The following is a 16,067-nucleotide window of genomic DNA, read 5'->3' on the forward strand; positions in this document are numbered from 1 at the left end:
TACCGGCGCGATGTCTTTCACTATTTCCGGTGATGGTGGAACGCTCCCATGGAGTAATTGCAGAATGGTCGATTCAGCCCGTGCCGATGCACGGCTAACGGCCCGGGGTGATAGTCCACGGTTGCTCATGAGGCCCTGCAGGATATCAACAAACCGTTGAGTCATTCTTATACCTTACTGAGGAAACCAAGTTTGGCGCCAGCGTTCAAACCGAACGCCGGCCCCGCTGGAGTTTTATTCCGTCCGGCTTCCAGGGTGTCTGACGGAAACGGTGACGGCAATGTCAGCGGACGGCTGCTGTGGTAGGTGGGTCGTCGGTGGCTGAGGCCCTCGTTGAGGGCGTCGATGGCTTGGCGTTGGAGGCGGAGCCGGACGTGTGCGTAGACGCCAGCGGTGACGCCGATGTGGGCGTGGCCGAGAAGTTCCTTGACGACTGTTAGGAACTGGCGGGTTTCCTCAGCAGTGAGGGGTTCGAAGTGGCGGGGGCGGGGTGCCGTCGGCAGCCGGTACCGGGACGGTGTCGGCGTGCAGGCGGACGGCGTTCAGGCGGTCAGGTGGTTCCTCGGCATGCTGGACATGCCCAGCTTCGACGGCATCCACGAGATCTTCTCGATGGCGCCTTCGCTGACCGACGAGCAGATCCGACGCGGCGGGCGGCTCGCCGGCCGGGACGACGAGGCGGAAAAGATCATCGAGATGCGCGCCTCATCGTCCTGAGGTTCGTTCTGAGCCGTCACGCAGAATCACCGTCTCGCACAAGCAGAGGACGACCCCATGAGTGCCGCACCCGAACTGTCGCGCCTCATCGCCCTCTGCCCTCCACCCGCCGCGCCTCCGCCGCCGGTGGAGCAGGGCCGCATCCCCGTTCCCTCGGCACACACCGAACTGCTCGCGGTCTATGGCGTCGGCTGCTTCGACGACTTCCTGTCCATCTACGGAAACGGTGTCGGCAACACCTATCTCGACATCTCGGACGGTACGGCGCGGTCCACAAAGATCCTCGCGGGCAAGGCGATCCCCGAACTGCGCGCGCAGCTCGATGCCTTCGGGGCCCGCCCCGAGGACCTCGTCCAGTGGGGTGGGACCAGCAACGCCGACTGGCTGTTCTGGATTCCGGTCGGTGAGCCCGAGACGTGGCCCACGGTCGTCGTGGAGGCGGGACAGCTCGCGTTCGCCGTCCTGCACAGGTCGTCCACCGGAGTGCTGCTGGACGTGCTTTCCAGGACCTGGAGCACCCCGATCTTCCCGGACGATTTTCCCGACGACTTCCCCGCATTCGAGCCCTACCGGGCCTGACCCCCGGCCGGGGGGTACGTCCCCGGACAGCGCGGCCCGCCGGGTTTTCGTGATCCGCGCGCATGACGCACCCGGATCCGCACCTCGAACCCGAGACGAATCGTTGGTCGAACCAGTGGCCCAGACCCCCTGGACTGCCTACCATCGATCACCGCAGGACTTTGTGCACCGCCGCACAATCACGCCGGGAGGCTCCCTTGCACCGCCGTCGTCGTACCGCGATCACCGTCTCCGCCGCGCTTCTCGTCGCCGCGCCGCTCCTTGCCGGCTGCGGGAACGAGGCTCACCCCGGCGCCGCCGCCGTCGTCGGCGGGGAGCGGATCGACGTGTCCACCGTCCAGGCGAAGGTGAAGGACGTCCGCACCGCGCAGCAGAGTTCCCCGCAGTCCGCCCAGCTCATCAAGGAGAGCGGGCAGCTGAGCCGGGCCAAGCTCTACGACCTCATCGTCGAGCAGGTCGTCGAGCGCGCCGCGAAGGACGCCGGGGTGCGGGTCAGCCGCAAGGAGATCCAGGACGGGCGGGCCGCCCTCGTGCAGCAGTCCGGTGGGGAGGAGCAGCTCGCCGCCATGTATCTGCAGCAGCGCGGTGTCGCTCCGGACCAGGTCGACGACGTCGTCCGCCGCGACCTCCTCGTCAGCAAGCTCGCCGCCTCGCTCGGCGCCGGCAACACCCCCGAGGGCCAGCAGAAGCTGAACGACGCCTTCAGCGCCGCCGCCGCCGAGCTGGACATCGACGTCAACCCGCGCTTCGGCGTCTGGGACGACAAGAAGCTCGAGCTCGGCGACTACAAGGCGCCCTGGATCGCCCAGGTCACCAAGGCGCAGGAGCCCGTCGAGACGGGTGTGTAGCGCGGGGTAGGTTCGAGGGGTGACCACACACACCCCTTCTCCCGGCCGCATCGTCCTGCTCACCGCCAGCCATCGCGTCGCCCCCGGACTGCTGTCCTGGCCCGCCTGGCAGACGCTGCAGGCGGCCGACCGGGTGCTGTGCGCCGATGCCTCGCACCCGCAGCTGCCCTACCTCCGCGAGGCCGGTGTCGCTGTGGAGATCGCCGCGCCGAGCGCCGAGGAGCTCCTCGGCGCCTGCGAGGGCGGCGCGACCGTCGTGGTCGTGCCCGCCGGTGAGGGGGACCAGGCGCTGACCGACGGGCTCGCCCGGCTCGCCGGCTCGGGCCGGGTGCAGATGCCGGACCTGGAGCTGCTGCCCGGCTCGTACGACCTCCCGGGCGCGCGGCTGCTCGATCTGGTGCAGGTCATGGACCGCATCCGTATCGAGTGCCCGTGGTCGTCGCAGCAGACCCACCGCGGTCTCGCGAAGTACGGGATCGAGGAGGCGTACGAACTCGTCGAGGCGATCGAGGAGGGGGACCGGGACGAGCTGCGTGAGGAGCTCGGGGACGTCCTGCTCCAGGTGATCTTCCACGCGCGCATCGCGCAGGAGGGCCGCGAGGAGGACGGCGCCGAGCCGTTCTCCATCGACGACGTCGCCGGCACGATCGTCGAGAAGCTGATCCACCGGCATCCTCATGTCTTCGGCGACGAGAAGGCCGAGACCCCGGAGGACGTGAAGGAGCACTGGCTCCGCACGAAGGCGATCGAGAAGCAGCGCGACTCGGTGACCGACGGCGTACCGCTCGGCCAGCCCGGTCTGGCGCTCGCGGCCAAGCTGGCGTCCCGGGTGCGTACGGCGGGGCTCGACGTGCCGCTCCCGTCCGGCGAGGGAATCGGCTACGAGCTGCTGGCCGCGGCCGTCCGCGCCGAGGCGGCCGGGGTCGACCCGGAGGCCGCGCTGCGTGCCGCCGCCCGCGTCTACCGGGACGAGATCAAGGCCGTCGAGCGGTGACCGACCGGCCCGAGCTGTTCACCTGGGAGTTCGCCACCGACCCCTATCCCGCCTACGCCTGGCTGCGCGAGCACGCGCCCGTGCACCGCACCCGGCTGCCCAGCGGGGTGGAGGCGTGGCTCGTGACCCGGTACGCCGACGCCAAGCAGGCGCTCGCCGACCAGCGGCTGTCGAAGAATCCCGCGCACCACGACGAGCCCGCGCACGCGAAGGGGAAAACGGGAATTCCCGGCGAGCGCAAGGCCGAGCTGATGACGCATCTGCTCAATATCGACCCGCCCGACCACACCCGGCTGCGGCGGCTCGTCTCCAAGGCGTTCACCCCTCGGCGGGTCGCCGAATTCGCGCCGCGTGTTCAACAGTTGACCGATCAGCTCATCGACGGCTTCGTGGAAAAGGGGGAGGCGGACCTCATCCACGAGTTCGCCTTTCCGCTCCCCATCTACGCCATCTGCGATCTGCTCGGTGTCCCGCCGGAGGACCAGGACGACTTCCGGGACTGGGCGGGCATGATGATCCGTCACGGCGGCGGGCCGCGCGGAGGTGTCGCGCGGTCGGTGAAGAAGATGCGGGGGTATCTCGCCGAGCTGATCCACCGCAAGCGCGAGGATCCCGGCGACGATCTGATCTCCGGGCTGATCCGGGCGAGCGACCACGGCGAGCACCTCACCGAGAACGAGGCCGCCGCGATGGCCTTCATCCTGCTGTTCGCCGGTTTCGAGACGACGGTGAACCTCATCGGGAACGGTGTGTACGCGCTGCTGCGCCACCCGGAGCAGCGCGAGCGGCTGCAGGCCTCCCTCGCCGCCGGGGAGAGCGCGCTGCTGGAGACCGGCGTGGAGGAACTCCTGCGCTACGACGGCCCCGTGGAGCTCGCCACCTGGCGCTTCGCCACGGAGTCCCTCGTCATCGGCGGCCAGGAGATCGCGACGGGCGACCCGGTGCTCGTGGTGCTCGCGGCCGCCGACCGGGACCCGGAGCGGTTCACGGACCCCGACGCGCTCGACCTCTCCCGGCGCGACAACCAGCACCTCGGTTACGGGCACGGCATCCACTACTGCCTCGGCGCACCGCTGGCCCGGCTGGAGGGACAGACCGCGATCGCCACGCTGCTCCGGAGAATGCCGGACTTGCGGCTTGCGGGCGATCCAGCCGATTTGCGCTGGCGTGGGGGTCTCATTATGCGTGGATTGCGAAGCCTGCCCGTTGAGTTCACACCTGGACGCAGCTGACGACCCGTCAAGACTGTGACTTTCACGTGATCTCCGCTGCATCGACTTGTGACACACGATCGAATCCGGCTACTTTCACGGTCGTCTCAGAAGACATCAGTTGTTATCTGTAGTCACTCGAAGGGCACCCGCATGCTTTCCGGCCAAGGTCGTCACCGTCGTCCCCGTCAGGCTCCGGCCATCGTTGTCGCGGCAGGGGTGACGGGATCGGCCATCGCGATCCCCCTTCTCGGTGCGGGTTCGGCCTCCGCCGCCGACGCCGCCACCTGGGACCGCGTCGCGGCCTGCGAGAGCGGCGGCCAGTGGAGTGCCGACATGGACAACGGCTACTACGGCGGTCTGCAGTTCGCCCAGGAGACGTGGGAGGACTTCGGCGGCACGGACTACGCGGACCGGGCCGACCTCGCCAGCCGCTCCCAGCAGATAGCCGTCGCCGAGAAGGTCCTGGAGGCCCAGGGCCCCGAGGCGTGGGCGACCTGCGCGGGCATCGCGGGGCTGACACAGGACGGCACCGGCGCCGGTGTCGACCCGGGCGCCTCGACCCCCGCGGAGCAGGGCGCGACGTCCGACAACCCCCTCGCCTCGCTGGCGCCCTCGAAGTCCGCCTCGCCCTCCGAGACGGCCGAGCCCGCGCCGGCCCCGACGCAGGGCATCGGCAACAACGGGACCGGTGACAGCGGCAGCGCCACCGGCAAGCACCGCGGCGAACCCGCCGCCGAGCCGACGGAGCCGGAGTCGACCGGGGCGACCGGGGCGACCGGAACGGCCGAGTCGGGCAATACGGACAATGAGCGCGAAGCGGGGCGTCACGCCTCGCGCGGTGACGATGCGGCACGCGACGGCGAGGGCGCGGCCGATGAGGCCGGCAAGCCGGCCGAGACGAACGACGCGGACGCCACGCCCGGTTCGTACACCGTCCGCCCCGGCGACTCGCTGTCGGCCATCGCGGCCGCGCAGAAGCTGCCCGGAGGCTGGAGTTCCCTTTACAAGGCGAATGCTCAGACCGTCGGTGACGACCCCGACCTGATCCTGCCTGGCCAGAGCCTGGAGCTCGGCCCGAAGTAGGGGCAGTACAGGCGCCTTTGTCCGAATCGTGCAACTGAGACAAGGGTCTCTTTGCCGCAACTCGCCCATCTTGCCCGGCGGAACGGGGCATTCCGCCCTCGACCTGCAGGAACGCACGGTTCCGGAGGGGCGGGATGGGCGTTTTCTCCCCGATGTTCGTCTTTGAACATCGGGGAGCCTTGTGTTTACGGTCTGAACCGCTCGCCATCGCGGGCACCGCTGACCGTCACGCCGAATCCTGCCGTCGGTCGGGGGGAGTAGCCGACGCGTATGCGCCGTAGGCAGGAGCGGGGGAACCAAGGTAAGCGCCGGCCCCGGCAGTTGCAGATGAACTGCGGGTACCGGCTTGGGGTGGAGCCGTGCGCACGACTGCGCGGCCGGGCAACTCACTTGGCCCGAACCCGACAGCTCACCTCGTAGGCGTCGGTGAGAGAGATGTTCCATGCTGTTTTCCGGCAAGGCCAAGCACCGTCGCCCGTCCAAGGCCACCCGTATCGCCACGCTCGCCGGTGTCACCGGTGCGGCCGTCGCCGCCCCGCTGCTCGGCGCCACCACCGCCTCCGCCGCGACCACGTCCGAGTGGGACCAGGTCGCGCAGTGCGAGGCCGGCGGCAACTGGTCGATCAACACGGGTAACGGGTACTACGGCGGCCTGCAGTTCTCCGCCTCCACCTGGGCCGCGTACGGCGGTACCCAGTTCGCCTCGACCGCCGACCAGGCCTCGAAGGCGCAGCAGATCCAGATAGCCGAGAAGGTCCTCGCGGGCCAGGGCAAGGGTGCATGGCCGAACTGCGGCGTGAACCTGTCCAACGCCGCCAACGACGCCGGCTCCGCGCAGGAGGCCCAGCCGCAGCAGCGTGCCGAGGCCCCGACCACCCGCTCCGAGCGCGCCGAGGCCCCCGCCCCGGCGAAGTCCTCGAAGCCGGCCGCCAAGTCCTTCAAGAAGGGCGACGGCGAGTACAAGGTCAAGGCCGGTGACACGCTCAGCAAGATCGCCAAGGCCGAGAAGGTCAAGGGCGGCTGGAAGAAGCTGTTCGACCTGAACAAGGACGTCGTCACCGACGCCGACGTGATCCACCCGGGCCAGCAGCTCCACCTGAGCTGACCCACCCGGGCCGGCGCACCCGCGCCGGCCCGCCCGGGACACAGACCACCCCGGTCCGGAGCGCATCCCCCGTACGCGCCGGGCCGGGGTTCTCTCTGTTACCCATGGGTAGATTGGGGGCGTTTTGTCCCCAGCACCCGCTGTTCATGCCCTTTTTCGTCCCAGGAGGCGGGCATCGGGCGGCTGATGCCCCGCCGCCGGTTAGGCTCGTGCCGCAAGGCCAATGAGACCCTGCACTCCAAGCGTCACATCCCAGAAGGAGATGCTCGTGCCGTCCATCGACGTCGTCGTAGCCCGGGAAATCCTGGACTCCCGAGGCAACCCCACGGTCGAGGTCGAGGTTGGCCTCGACGACGGCAGCACGGGTCGTGCTGCAGTTCCGTCCGGCGCATCCACCGGTGCGTTCGAGGCTCTCGAGCTCCGCGACGGTGACCAGAACCGCTACCAGGGCAAGGGTGTCGAGAAGGCCGTCCTCGCCGTCATCGAGCAGATCGGCCCGGAGCTCGTCGGCTACGACGCCACCGAGCAGCGCCTGATCGACCAGGCGATGTTCGACCTGGACGCCACCCCGGACAAGTCCTCGCTCGGTGCCAACGCCATCCTCGGCGTCTCGCTCGCCGTGGCCCACGCCGCCTCCGAGGCCTCCGACCTGCCGCTCTTCCGTTACCTGGGCGGCCCGAACGCGCACCTGCTGCCCGTTCCGATGATGAACATCCTCAACGGCGGCTCGCACGCCGACTCCAACGTGGACATCCAGGAGTTCATGATCGCCCCGATCGGCGCGGAGTCCTTCTCCGAGGCGCTGCGCTGGGGCGCCGAGGTCTACCACACCCTGAAGAAGGTGCTGAAGACCAAGGGCCTGTCCACCGGTCTCGGTGACGAGGGCGGCTTCGCGCCGAACCTCGACTCCAACCGCGCCGCCCTGGACCTGATCCTCGAGGCCATCAAGGAAGCCGGCTACGCCCCCGGCAAGGACATCGCGCTCGCGCTCGACGTCGCCGCGTCCGAGTTCTACAAGGACGGCGCGTACGAGTTCGAGGGCAAGTCCCGCTCGGCCGCCGAGATGACCGAGTACTACGAGGAGCTCGTCGCCTCCTACCCGCTGGTCTCCATCGAGGACCCGCTGTTCGAGGACGACTGGGCCGGCTGGAAGGTCCTGCACGACAAGCTGGGCAGCAAGGTCCAGATCGTCGGCGACGACCTGTTCGTCACCAACCCCGAGCGCCTCGCCCGCGGTATCGAGGAGGGCTCCGCCAACGCCCTGCTGGTCAAGGTCAACCAGATCGGTTCGCTGACCGAGACCCTGGACGCCGTCGAGCTGGCCCAGCGCAACGGCTTCAAGTGCATGATGTCCCACCGCTCCGGTGAGACCGAGGACGTCACCATCGCCGACCTCGCCGTCGCCACCAACTGCGGCCAGATCAAGACCGGCGCCCCGGCCCGCTCCGAGCGCGTCGCCAAGTACAACCAGCTGCTGCGCATCGAGGAGATCCTCGACGACGCCGCGGTGTACGCCGGCCGCAGCGCCTTCCCCCGCTTCAAGGGCTAGGTCGCAGCGGGCTAGCAAGTCGTCCACACGTCCCCGGCCGCGGTCCCGTACCGTGTCCGGGGACGTGCGCACGTAACAGGGGAGGCAGGACATGGCCGCGAAGGACCGGGATCGGTTCTCCACCGCGACCAGGCTGCGGCTGCTCGGCGAGCAGACCGCGGCTCGTGTCTACCGCTCCCAGACCCGGCGGCAGGCCCGTCGCTCCCGGCTCACCGGCCGTGCGGCGTTCCTCGCCCTGATCGTCTGTTCCCTCGTCGTCGCCCTCGCCTATCCGATGCGGCAGTACGTCTCCCAGCGTTCCGACATGGCCGAGCAGAGGCGCCGGATGGCCGAGGCGGAGCAGCAGGTCGAGGAGCTGCGTGACGAGAAGGCACGCCTCCAGGACGACATGTACGTCAAGCGGCTGGCCCGCGAGCATCTGCACTACGTGATGCCGGGCGAGACCGGCTACATCATGATCGACCCCGAAGTCGCGGAGAAGCGCCGTACGGAGGAAGGGGCGGCAGACCGTCCCTGGTACTCCAACGTCTGGGACGGCGTCGACACCGCCGACCGCCGGTAGACGGCACCGCACGCCAGTAGAACCGTAGAACCGTAGAGCCAAGGCAGGCATGGAAACCCCTCCTCCCCACACCGATCCGACCGAGCCCACCGACGCGGACATCGCCGCGTTCAAGGAGCAGCTCGGGCGTCCGCCGCGCGGACTGCGCGCCATCGCGCACCGCTGTCCCTGCGGGCAGCCCGATGTCGTCGAGACGGCACCCCGCCTTCCGGACGGCACCCCGTTCCCGACGCTGTACTACCTGACCTGCCCGCGGGCGGCGTCGGCGATCGGCACGCTGGAGGCGAACGGCGTGATGAAGGAGATGACCGAGCGGCTCGCCACGGATCCCGAACTGGCGGCAGCCTACCGGGCGGCCCACGAGGACTACATCGCGCGCCGTGACGCCATCGAGGTCCTGGCCAACTTCCCGAGCGCGGGCGGTATGCCGGACCGGGTGAAGTGCCTGCACGTCCTGGTGGGCCACTCGCTCGCGGCGGGCCCGGGGGTCAACCCGCTGGGCGACGAGGCGATCGCGATGCTGCCGGAGTGGTGGCGCAAGGGCCCGTGCGTCTCCGCGGGGATCGCGGACGAGCCGGGCACGGCGGCCGCGGGTACGACGGCGGACACGACGGCGGGCGGCGGCGACGAGGGCGGCCCGGCATGACGAGGGTCGCCGCCGTCGACTGCGGCACGAACTCGATCCGGCTGCTCGTCGCCGACGCGGACCCCGCCACGGGCGAACTCGTCGACCTCGACCGCCGGATGACCATCGTCCGCCTCGGCCAGGGCGTCGACCGCACCGGCCGGCTCGCCCCCGAGGCGCTGGAGCGCACCTTCGCGGCCTGCCGCGAGTACGCGGACATCATCAAGGAGCACGGCGCGGAGAAGGTGCGCTTCGTCGCCACCTCCGCCTCCCGGGACGCCGAGAACCGGGAGGACTTCGTCCGGGGCGTCCTCGACATCCTGGGCGTCGAGCCCGAGGTGATCACCGGTGACCAGGAGGCGGAGTTCTCCTTCACCGGTGCCACCAAGGAGCTTGCCGGTGACGAGGAGCGCCTGGTCGTCGACATCGGCGGCGGGTCCACCGAGTTCGTCATCGGCCGGCATACCGTCGAGGCCGCCCGGTCCGTCGACATCGGCTGCGTACGGCTGACCGAACGCCATGTGCGCAGCGATCCGCCGGCCGCCGCCGAGGTCGCCGCCATAAGGGCCGACATCGAGGCGGCGCTCGACCTCGCGGAGCTGACCGTCCCGCTGAGGGGCGCCGGCACCCTCGTCGGTCTCGCCGGTTCGGTGACCACCGTCGCGGGCATCGCGCTCGGCCTCGACGCGTACGACTCCACGGCGATCCACCATGCGCGGATCTCCTACGAGAAGGTCGCCGAGGTGACGCGCAGGCTCCTGGAATCCACCCACGACGAGCGGGCGGCGATCCCCGTGATGCACCCGGGCAGGGTGGACGTCATCGTCGCCGGAGCCCTTGTCCTGCTCGCCGTCATGGAGCGGATCGGGGCCCGGGAAGTGGTCGTGAGCGAGCACGACATCCTGGACGGGATCGCCTGGTCCGTCGCCGCCGAACGAACTTCGTGAAGTTCTTCACAAGGAAATGGTCCCTGATGGGCGCTTCAGGGGGCCGAATGGTCGGCGAGGCCCCCTGACAGGGGCCCGCCGGGCACCCGCCCGGCCGTTCCGGACCACTGCCGGGCGGCTGGGACGCGACGGTGGTTCACCCCGGGGCTCGCTCAAGCGAGCAGCTCACAGGGGGTGAACAACGTCTCCGTGGGGGGCGTGGTTCCCTTTCGGGATCATGACCTCCATCACGTGGGCCGCGCAGTGTAGCAGAGGTGGGTCCACTCCTTGTGAAGGGGCTCACGAGCACCCCCTCCGAGGGGGGTGGATACTCGATGGCATGAGCACCACGGAGCGTCCCCGGATCCTCGTAGTAGGCGGTGGGTACGTAGGCCTGTACGCAGCCCGGCGCATTCTGAAGAAGATGCGCTACGGCGAGGCGACCGTCACGGTCGTCGACCCGCGCTCGTACATGACGTACCAGCCCTTCCTTCCCGAAGCTGCCGCCGGCAGCATCTCGCCCCGGCATGTCGTCGTCCCGCTGCGACGCGTCCTGCCCAAGGCCGAGGTGCTCACCGGGCGGGTCACGACCATCGAGCAGGACCGCAAGGTCGCCACGATCTCGCCGCTCGTCGGCGAGGCGTACGAGCTGCCGTTCGACTACCTGGTCGTCGCGCTCGGCGCGGTCTCCCGTACCTTCCCGATCCCCGGCCTCGCCGAGCAGGGCATCGGCATGAAGGGCATCGAGGAGGCCATCGGCCTGCGCAACCACGTGCTGGAGCAGCTCGACAAGGCCGACTCGACCACCGACGAGGAGGTCCGCCGCCGGGCGCTGACCTTCGTCTTCGTGGGCGGCGGCTTCGCCGGTGCGGAGACCATCGGTGAGGTCGAGGACCTGGCGCGGGACGCGTCCAAGTACTACGCCAGCGTCAAGCGCGAGGACATGCGGTTCATCCTCGTCGACGCGGCGGACAAGATCCTTCCCGAGGTCGGCCCGAAGCTGGGCAAGTACGGCAAGGAGCACCTCGAGGGCCGCGGCATCGAGATCTACCTCTCGACGTCGATGGACTCCTGCGTGGACGGCCACGTCGTGCTGAAGAACGGCCTCGAGGTCGACTCCAACACCATCGTGTGGACCGCCGGTGTGAAGCCGAACCCGGCGCTCGCGCGCTACGGCCTCCCGCTCGGCCCGCGCGGCCACGTCGACACCGCCACCACCCTCCAGGTGCAGGGCACCGACTACATCTGGGCCGCGGGCGACAACGCCCAGGTGCCGGACATGGCGGCCCGCAAGGCCGGCGTGGAGAACGCCTGGTGCCCGCCGAACGCACAGCACGCGCTGCGTCAGGCGAAGATCCTCGGTGACAACGTCATCTCCGGTATGCGGGGCTTCCCGCAGAAGGAGTACAGCCACGCCAACAAGGGTGCGGTCGCCGGGCTCGGCCTGCACAAGGGCGTCGCGATGATCGTCATGGGCAAGGTGAAGATCAAGCTCAAGGGCCGGCTGGCGTGGTACATGCACCGTGGCTACCACGGTATGGCGATGCCGACCTGGAACCGCAAGATCCGTGTCTTCGCCGACTGGACGCTGGCGATGTTCCTCAAGCGTGAGGTCGTGTCCCTGGGCGCGATCGAGACGCCGCGCGAGGAGTTCTACGAGGCGGCCAAGCCCGCTCCGGCGGTGACGGCGGCGGCGCCGGCCCCGGAGAAGGCCAAGGCTTCCTGACGCGGCATCTGTCCCTGAGGGCCGTCCGCCATCCGTGGTGCGGGCGGCCCTCCGGCATGTCCGGGGGGATTCCGGGGGGTGCGCCTCCTTCGAACACCGTGCCCGATGGGGCCTGATGGGTGTGCGGACCGCACCTTTTGCTTGGGCATTGCGTGTCACGGGAAGCACCCACAAGGGTCGGGTTGTTCTCGGAAACGTGGATTTCTGGGACCCACCGTCACGGAGGTGTTCGCCATGGCCGACGCCGCACTGCGGCTGACCACCGTTGCCGAAGAACTGCTCGGTTTTCCGCTGCCGGTCCGCGTGCGGGCCTGGGACGGATCGGAATCGGGGCCGCCGGGCGCGCCCGTGCTCGTCGTACGGCATCGGCGGGCTCTGCGGCGGCTGCTGTGGCGGCCCGGCGAGCTCGGGCTGGCCCGCGCCTGGGTGGCCGGGGAGATCGATGTCGAGGGCGACCTCTACGCCGCTCTCGATCTCCTCTCCGGCATCATCTGGGAGCGCGAGGAGGACCTCGCTCCCGCCGTTCATCCCGTGCGTGACCCGCGTCTGCGCACCGCCGCCCGCGCGCTGCTCTCGATCGGCGGCGCCCTGCCGCCGCCGCCCCCGCCGCCCGAGGAAGTGCGCCGCCGCAGCGGCCCGTTGCACACCAGGCGCCGGGACAGACAGGCCATCAGCCACCACTACGACGTGGGCAACGGCTTCTACGAACAGGTCCTCGGGCCGTCCATGGTCTACTCGTGCGCCTACTGGAGCGACGGCGGCACCCTCGAAGAGGCCCAGCGGGACAAGCTCGACCTCGTCTGCCGCAAACTGGCGCTCCAGCAGGGCGACCGGCTGCTCGACGTGGGCTGCGGCTGGGGTTCGCTGGCGATGCACGCGGCCCGCGAGTACGGCGCCCAGGTCACCGGCGTCACCCTCTCCCGCGAGCAGGCCGCCTACGCCCGCAAGCGCATCGCGGAGGCCGGCCTCACTGACCGCATCGAGATCCGCGTCCAGGACTACCGGGACGTCAGGGACGGTCCGTTCGACGCCGTCGCGTCGATCGGCATGGCCGAACACGTCGGCCAGGTCCGCTACCTGGAGTACGCCGAGCAGCTTCTGACCCTGCTGCGGCCCGGCGGTCGGCTGCTCAACCACCAGATCGCGCGCCGCCCGGAGCGCGACGAGGCCGACTACCGTCTCGACCCGTTCATCGACCGGTACGTGTTCCCGGACGGCGAGCTTGCCCCCCTCGGCCGTACCGTCGCCACCCTGGAGCTGGCCGGTTTCGAGGTACGGGACGTCGAGTCCATCCGCGAGCACTACGCCCTGACCCTGCGCCGCTGGGTGGCCAATCTGGAGGCGGACTGGCGCCGCGCCGTACGCCACAGCTCGCCCGGACGGGCACGCGTCTGGCGGCTGTACATGGCCGCCTGCGCCCTCGCCTTCGAGCACGGCAAGATCGGCGTCAACCAGGTCCTGGCCGTGCGGACCCCGCCGAGCGGTGACTCGGGACTGCCGTTGCGCACCCGCGACTGGCGCTGACCGGGAGACGCGAAGGGCCCCGCGACCGGTTCGATCGCGGGGCCCTTGTGCGGACGGGCGGCTACTCCGTCTTGATCGCCGTCAGCATGTTCAGCCGCGCGGCGCTGCGGGCCGGCCACAGCGAGGCCAGCACACCGACGACTCCGGCCAGCAGCAGGAAGATGCCGATCCGCTCCCACGGCAGGACCAGTGCGTAGTTCGGGATGCTGGAGCGGATCGTCTCGCCGATCGCCCAGGCCAGGAACGTACCGAGGCCGACGCCGATCACCGCGCCGAACAGCGAGATGACCACCGCCTCCAGGCGGATCATGCGCTTGACCTTGCCGCGGTCCAGGCCGATCGCCCGCAGCATGCCGATCTCCTGCTGGCGTTCGAAGACGGACATCGCGAGGGTGTTGACGACGCCGAGCACCGCGATGAGCAGAGCCATGGCGAGCAGCCCGTACATGATGTTCAGCATCGTGTTGATCATTCCGCCGAACATGTTGCGGATGTCCTGACGGTCCATGACGCTCATCGCCGGGTTGTCACCGAGCGCGTCCACGAGCGCCTGCTCGTTGGCCTTGCTCGCGCCGCCGTCCGTCTTCACCCAGATCTCGGGGATGTACGGCTTGGGCTCGAAGGGCGCGACCAGCGAGGTCGGCACCACGACCGGCGAGAGGAACTCGTTGTCCTCGTAGATCGCGCCGACCGTCATCGTCTTCGTCGCCGACTTGCCGCCCTCCTGGTCGTCGCCGACCGTCACGGGAAGCTTGTCGCCGGCCTTCCAGCCGTTGGACTTCGCGGTCTTCTCGGCGACGGCGATCCCGCCCTTGCCGAGGGTGTCCAGGGAACCGGAGAGGAGCTTCAGGTCGAAGACCTGCTGCACGTCGCCGGGGGTGACCGCGGAGGCGGAGTGGTAGGTGCCCTTGACCTTCACCGACGTGGCCTGCTGCGGGGAGACCGCGGTGACGCCGTCGGCCTTCTCCAGCGCGGTCAGCGCCGACTTGTCGAGGGCACCGCCGCCCGCCATGGTGACCATGTAGTCGGCGCGGATGTTGTCGGTGGTCATCTTGTCGATGGCCTGGCCCAGCGTGACACCGATGACGGTGAGGCCGGTGACCAGCGTGAGCCCGATCGCCAGCGCCGAGGCGGTGGCTCCGGTACGGCGCGGGTTGCGCACCGCGTTCTTGCCGGCGAGCTTGCCGGACACCCCGAACACACGGTGCAGCACCGGCTTGGCGAGTGCGATGACCGGGCGGGACAGCAGCGGGATCAGCACGATGATGCCGATCAGCGCCAGGAAGGCACCGGCACCGATGAGCATGCGGCCGGTGTCCTTGCCGACGGCCGCGCCGCCGAAGATGGCCGCGGCGCCGCCCAGCGTGATGATGCTGCCGAGGGTGTTGCGCACGACCAGCGACTTGGTGCTGGCGGGCAGATGGGCGCTGCCCATGGCCGCCACCGGCGGGATCTTCGCGGCCCGGCGGGCGGGCAGCCAGGCGGCGAGGACGGTGATCAGGACACCGACGCCGAGGGCGGAGAGCACCGCGGTGGGGGAGACGATCAGCGGTCCGGCCGGGACCTTGGCGCCGAACGAGCCCATCGCGGAACGCAGTCCGGTGGCCAGTCCGATGCCGAGCGCGAAACCGACGACGGAGGCGATCACGCCGACGACCAGGGCTTCCAGGATCACCGAGCGCTTGACCTGCCGGCGGGAGGCGCCGACGGCCCGCAGCAGGGCGAGTTCCTTGGTGCGCTGGGCGACCAGCATGGTGAAGGTGTTGGCGATCAGGAAGACGCCGACGAACAGGGCGATGGCGGCGAAGGCCAGCAGCATCGTGTTGAGATTGCTCAGCCCGGACTCGATGTCCTTCGCCTGCTTGTCGGCGAGCTCGCTGCCGGTCTGTGCCTCGGAGTCCTTCGGCAGCAGCGGCTGGACGGCGTCGAGGAGCTTCGCGTCGGACGCGCCCGGCTCGGCGGCGATCGTGACGTCCTTGAAGTACCCGGGCTGGAGGTACAGCTTCTGCGCCACGGCGGTGTCGAACAGCACGAGGCTGCCGCCCGCGTTCACGGCGCCGTCCTCGGTGGTGAAGACACCGGCGAGGGTGTACTCCTTCACCGGCCCGTTGGTGGCGACCCGTACGGTGTCGCCGACCTCGTACTTGCCCTTGGCCGCGGAGTCCTTGTCGAGCGCGATCTGGTCGTTCTTCACCGGGCCCGAGCCGTCGGTGAAGGCGTACGCGGCATCCTTGCCGTTCTTGCCCGGGCTGTAGTTCGCCCCGGTGTTGGACCAGCCGTTGCCGATCAGCTTGCCGTCCTGATCGGCGACCCCGGCGAAGCCGGAGACCCGCCCGGTGGCCTCGGCGACCCCGTCCAGAGCGCGGATCTTCTCCAGGGTCGCGGTGTCGACGCCGGACTTCTTGCCGTCGTCCTGCCCGCCGTACGTGGTCACGGCGACGGCGACGTCGTCGTAGCTCTTGGCCGACTGGTTGCGGTAGGCGTTGCCGAGGGTGTCGGTGAAGACCAGGGTGCCGGAGACGAAGGCCACGCCGAGCATGACGGCGAGCACGGTCATCAGCAGTCTGGCCTTGTGCGCAAGCACATTGCGCAGGGCGGTACGGAACATGTCTGTG

General features: G+C 69.7%; 14 protein-coding genes, 1 pseudogene and 1 riboswitch. Of the genes and pseudogenes, 13 read left to right on the plus strand and 2 right to left on the minus strand.

The annotated features are described in order from the left end of the window. Nucleotides 1-283 precede the first annotated feature (283 nt). Nucleotides 284-440: pseudogene (locus RPQ07_RS37815) on the minus strand (site-specific integrase); the annotation flags it as partial. A gap of 85 nt (nucleotides 441-525) precedes the next feature. Here RPQ07_RS37815 and RPQ07_RS22005 point away from each other — a divergent pair. The 13 genes from RPQ07_RS22005 (at nucleotide 526) to RPQ07_RS22065 (ending at nucleotide 13,452) form a co-directional block, all read left to right on the plus strand. Then, nucleotides 526-717 (plus strand): hypothetical protein, encoded by a 192-nt coding sequence (locus tag RPQ07_RS22005; RefSeq protein ID WP_313945892.1) that lies wholly within the window; start codon nucleotides 526-528, stop codon nucleotides 715-717. 57 nt (nucleotides 718-774) lie between these two features. After that, nucleotides 775-1,296, plus strand: a complete 522-nt coding sequence (locus RPQ07_RS22010; protein WP_313945893.1) for a hypothetical protein — start codon at nucleotides 775-777, stop codon at nucleotides 1,294-1,296. A gap of 197 nt (nucleotides 1,297-1,493) precedes the next feature. Further along, the gene (locus RPQ07_RS22015; RefSeq protein ID WP_313945894.1) at nucleotides 1,494-2,144 is read left to right on the plus strand and encodes a SurA N-terminal domain-containing protein; all 651 of its coding nucleotides are present in this window, start codon (nucleotides 1,494-1,496) and stop codon (nucleotides 2,142-2,144) included. 19 nt (nucleotides 2,145-2,163) lie between these two features. Beyond that, nucleotides 2,164-3,138 carry a nucleoside triphosphate pyrophosphohydrolase gene (locus tag RPQ07_RS22020; protein WP_313945895.1) on the plus strand — a complete coding sequence of 325 codons (975 nt, stop codon included), beginning with the start codon at nucleotides 2,164-2,166 and terminating at the stop codon, nucleotides 3,136-3,138. Then, complete coding sequence (locus RPQ07_RS22025; RefSeq protein ID WP_313945896.1) at nucleotides 3,135-4,370, plus strand: cytochrome P450; 1,236 nt, start codon at nucleotides 3,135-3,137, stop codon at nucleotides 4,368-4,370. The genes RPQ07_RS22020 and RPQ07_RS22025 overlap by 4 nt, the downstream gene beginning before the upstream one ends. Nucleotides 4,371-4,502: 132 nt before the next feature. Beyond that, complete coding sequence (locus RPQ07_RS22030; RefSeq protein ID WP_313945897.1) at nucleotides 4,503-5,435, plus strand: transglycosylase family protein; 933 nt, start codon at nucleotides 4,503-4,505, stop codon at nucleotides 5,433-5,435. 263 nt (nucleotides 5,436-5,698) lie between these two features. After that, a riboswitch (cyclic di-AMP (ydaO/yuaA leader) is annotated at nucleotides 5,699-5,873 on the plus strand. 4 nt (nucleotides 5,874-5,877) lie between these two features. Then, entirely contained in the window at nucleotides 5,878-6,540 is a 663-nt protein-coding gene (locus tag RPQ07_RS22035) for a transglycosylase family protein (protein WP_313945898.1), read from the plus strand. 262 nt (nucleotides 6,541-6,802) lie between these two features. Further along, the gene (gene eno / locus RPQ07_RS22040) at nucleotides 6,803-8,089 is read left to right on the plus strand and encodes a phosphopyruvate hydratase (protein WP_313945899.1); all 1,287 of its coding nucleotides are present in this window, start codon (nucleotides 6,803-6,805) and stop codon (nucleotides 8,087-8,089) included. A gap of 91 nt (nucleotides 8,090-8,180) precedes the next feature. Then, entirely contained in the window at nucleotides 8,181-8,651 is a 471-nt protein-coding gene (locus tag RPQ07_RS22045) for a septum formation initiator family protein (protein WP_313945900.1), read from the plus strand. Nucleotides 8,652-8,700: 49 nt separating this feature from the next. Further along, entirely contained in the window at nucleotides 8,701-9,297 is a 597-nt protein-coding gene (locus RPQ07_RS22050) for a DUF501 domain-containing protein (RefSeq protein ID WP_313945901.1), read from the plus strand. Beyond that, entirely contained in the window at nucleotides 9,294-10,223 is a 930-nt protein-coding gene (locus tag RPQ07_RS22055; RefSeq protein WP_313945902.1) for a Ppx/GppA phosphatase family protein, read from the plus strand. Before RPQ07_RS22050 ends, RPQ07_RS22055 begins: the two co-directional genes overlap by 4 nt. A 319-nt stretch (nucleotides 10,224-10,542) precedes the next feature. Continuing rightward, complete coding sequence (locus RPQ07_RS22060; RefSeq protein ID WP_313945903.1) at nucleotides 10,543-11,928, plus strand: NAD(P)/FAD-dependent oxidoreductase; 1,386 nt, start codon at nucleotides 10,543-10,545, stop codon at nucleotides 11,926-11,928. A 234-nt stretch (nucleotides 11,929-12,162) separates the two neighbouring features. Then, a complete protein-coding gene (locus RPQ07_RS22065; protein ID WP_313945904.1) occupies nucleotides 12,163-13,452 on the plus strand; it encodes a cyclopropane-fatty-acyl-phospholipid synthase family protein in 1,290 nt (429 codons plus the stop codon). A 61-nt stretch (nucleotides 13,453-13,513) separates the two neighbouring features. Here the strand turns inward: RPQ07_RS22065 and RPQ07_RS22070 are convergent, their stop codons facing one another. Then, nucleotides 13,514-16,060, minus strand: a complete 2,547-nt coding sequence (locus tag RPQ07_RS22070; RefSeq protein ID WP_313945905.1) for an ABC transporter permease — start codon at nucleotides 16,058-16,060, stop codon at nucleotides 13,514-13,516. Between the last annotated feature and the right edge of the window lie 7 nt (nucleotides 16,061-16,067).

Source organism: Streptomyces sp. AM8-1-1, assembly GCF_032229325.1.
GTDB lineage: Bacteria > Actinomycetota > Actinomycetes > Streptomycetales > Streptomycetaceae > Streptomyces > Streptomyces achmelvichensis.

Excerpts from the sequence above, each read along its gene's own strand:
- RPQ07_RS22065 (WP_313945904.1), top strand. The coding sequence starts at position 12,163 with ATGGCCGACGCCGCACTGCGGCTGACCACCGTTGCCGAAGAACTGCTC.
- RPQ07_RS22070 (WP_313945905.1), bottom strand. The coding sequence starts at position 16,060 with ATGTTCCGTACCGCCCTGCGCAATGTGCTTGCGCACAAGGCCAGACTG.
- RPQ07_RS22045 (WP_313945900.1), top strand. The coding sequence starts at position 8,181 with ATGGCCGCGAAGGACCGGGATCGGTTCTCCACCGCGACCAGGCTGCGG.
- RPQ07_RS22050 (WP_313945901.1), top strand. The coding sequence starts at position 8,701 with ATGGAAACCCCTCCTCCCCACACCGATCCGACCGAGCCCACCGACGCG.
- RPQ07_RS22030 (WP_313945897.1), top strand. The coding sequence starts at position 4,503 with ATGCTTTCCGGCCAAGGTCGTCACCGTCGTCCCCGTCAGGCTCCGGCC.
- RPQ07_RS22010 (WP_313945893.1), top strand. The coding sequence starts at position 775 with ATGAGTGCCGCACCCGAACTGTCGCGCCTCATCGCCCTCTGCCCTCCA.
- RPQ07_RS22055 (WP_313945902.1), top strand. The coding sequence starts at position 9,294 with ATGACGAGGGTCGCCGCCGTCGACTGCGGCACGAACTCGATCCGGCTG.
- eno (WP_313945899.1), top strand. The coding sequence starts at position 6,803 with ATGCTCGTGCCGTCCATCGACGTCGTCGTAGCCCGGGAAATCCTGGAC.
- RPQ07_RS22060 (WP_313945903.1), top strand. The coding sequence starts at position 10,543 with ATGAGCACCACGGAGCGTCCCCGGATCCTCGTAGTAGGCGGTGGGTAC.
- RPQ07_RS22035 (WP_313945898.1), top strand. The coding sequence starts at position 5,878 with ATGCTGTTTTCCGGCAAGGCCAAGCACCGTCGCCCGTCCAAGGCCACC.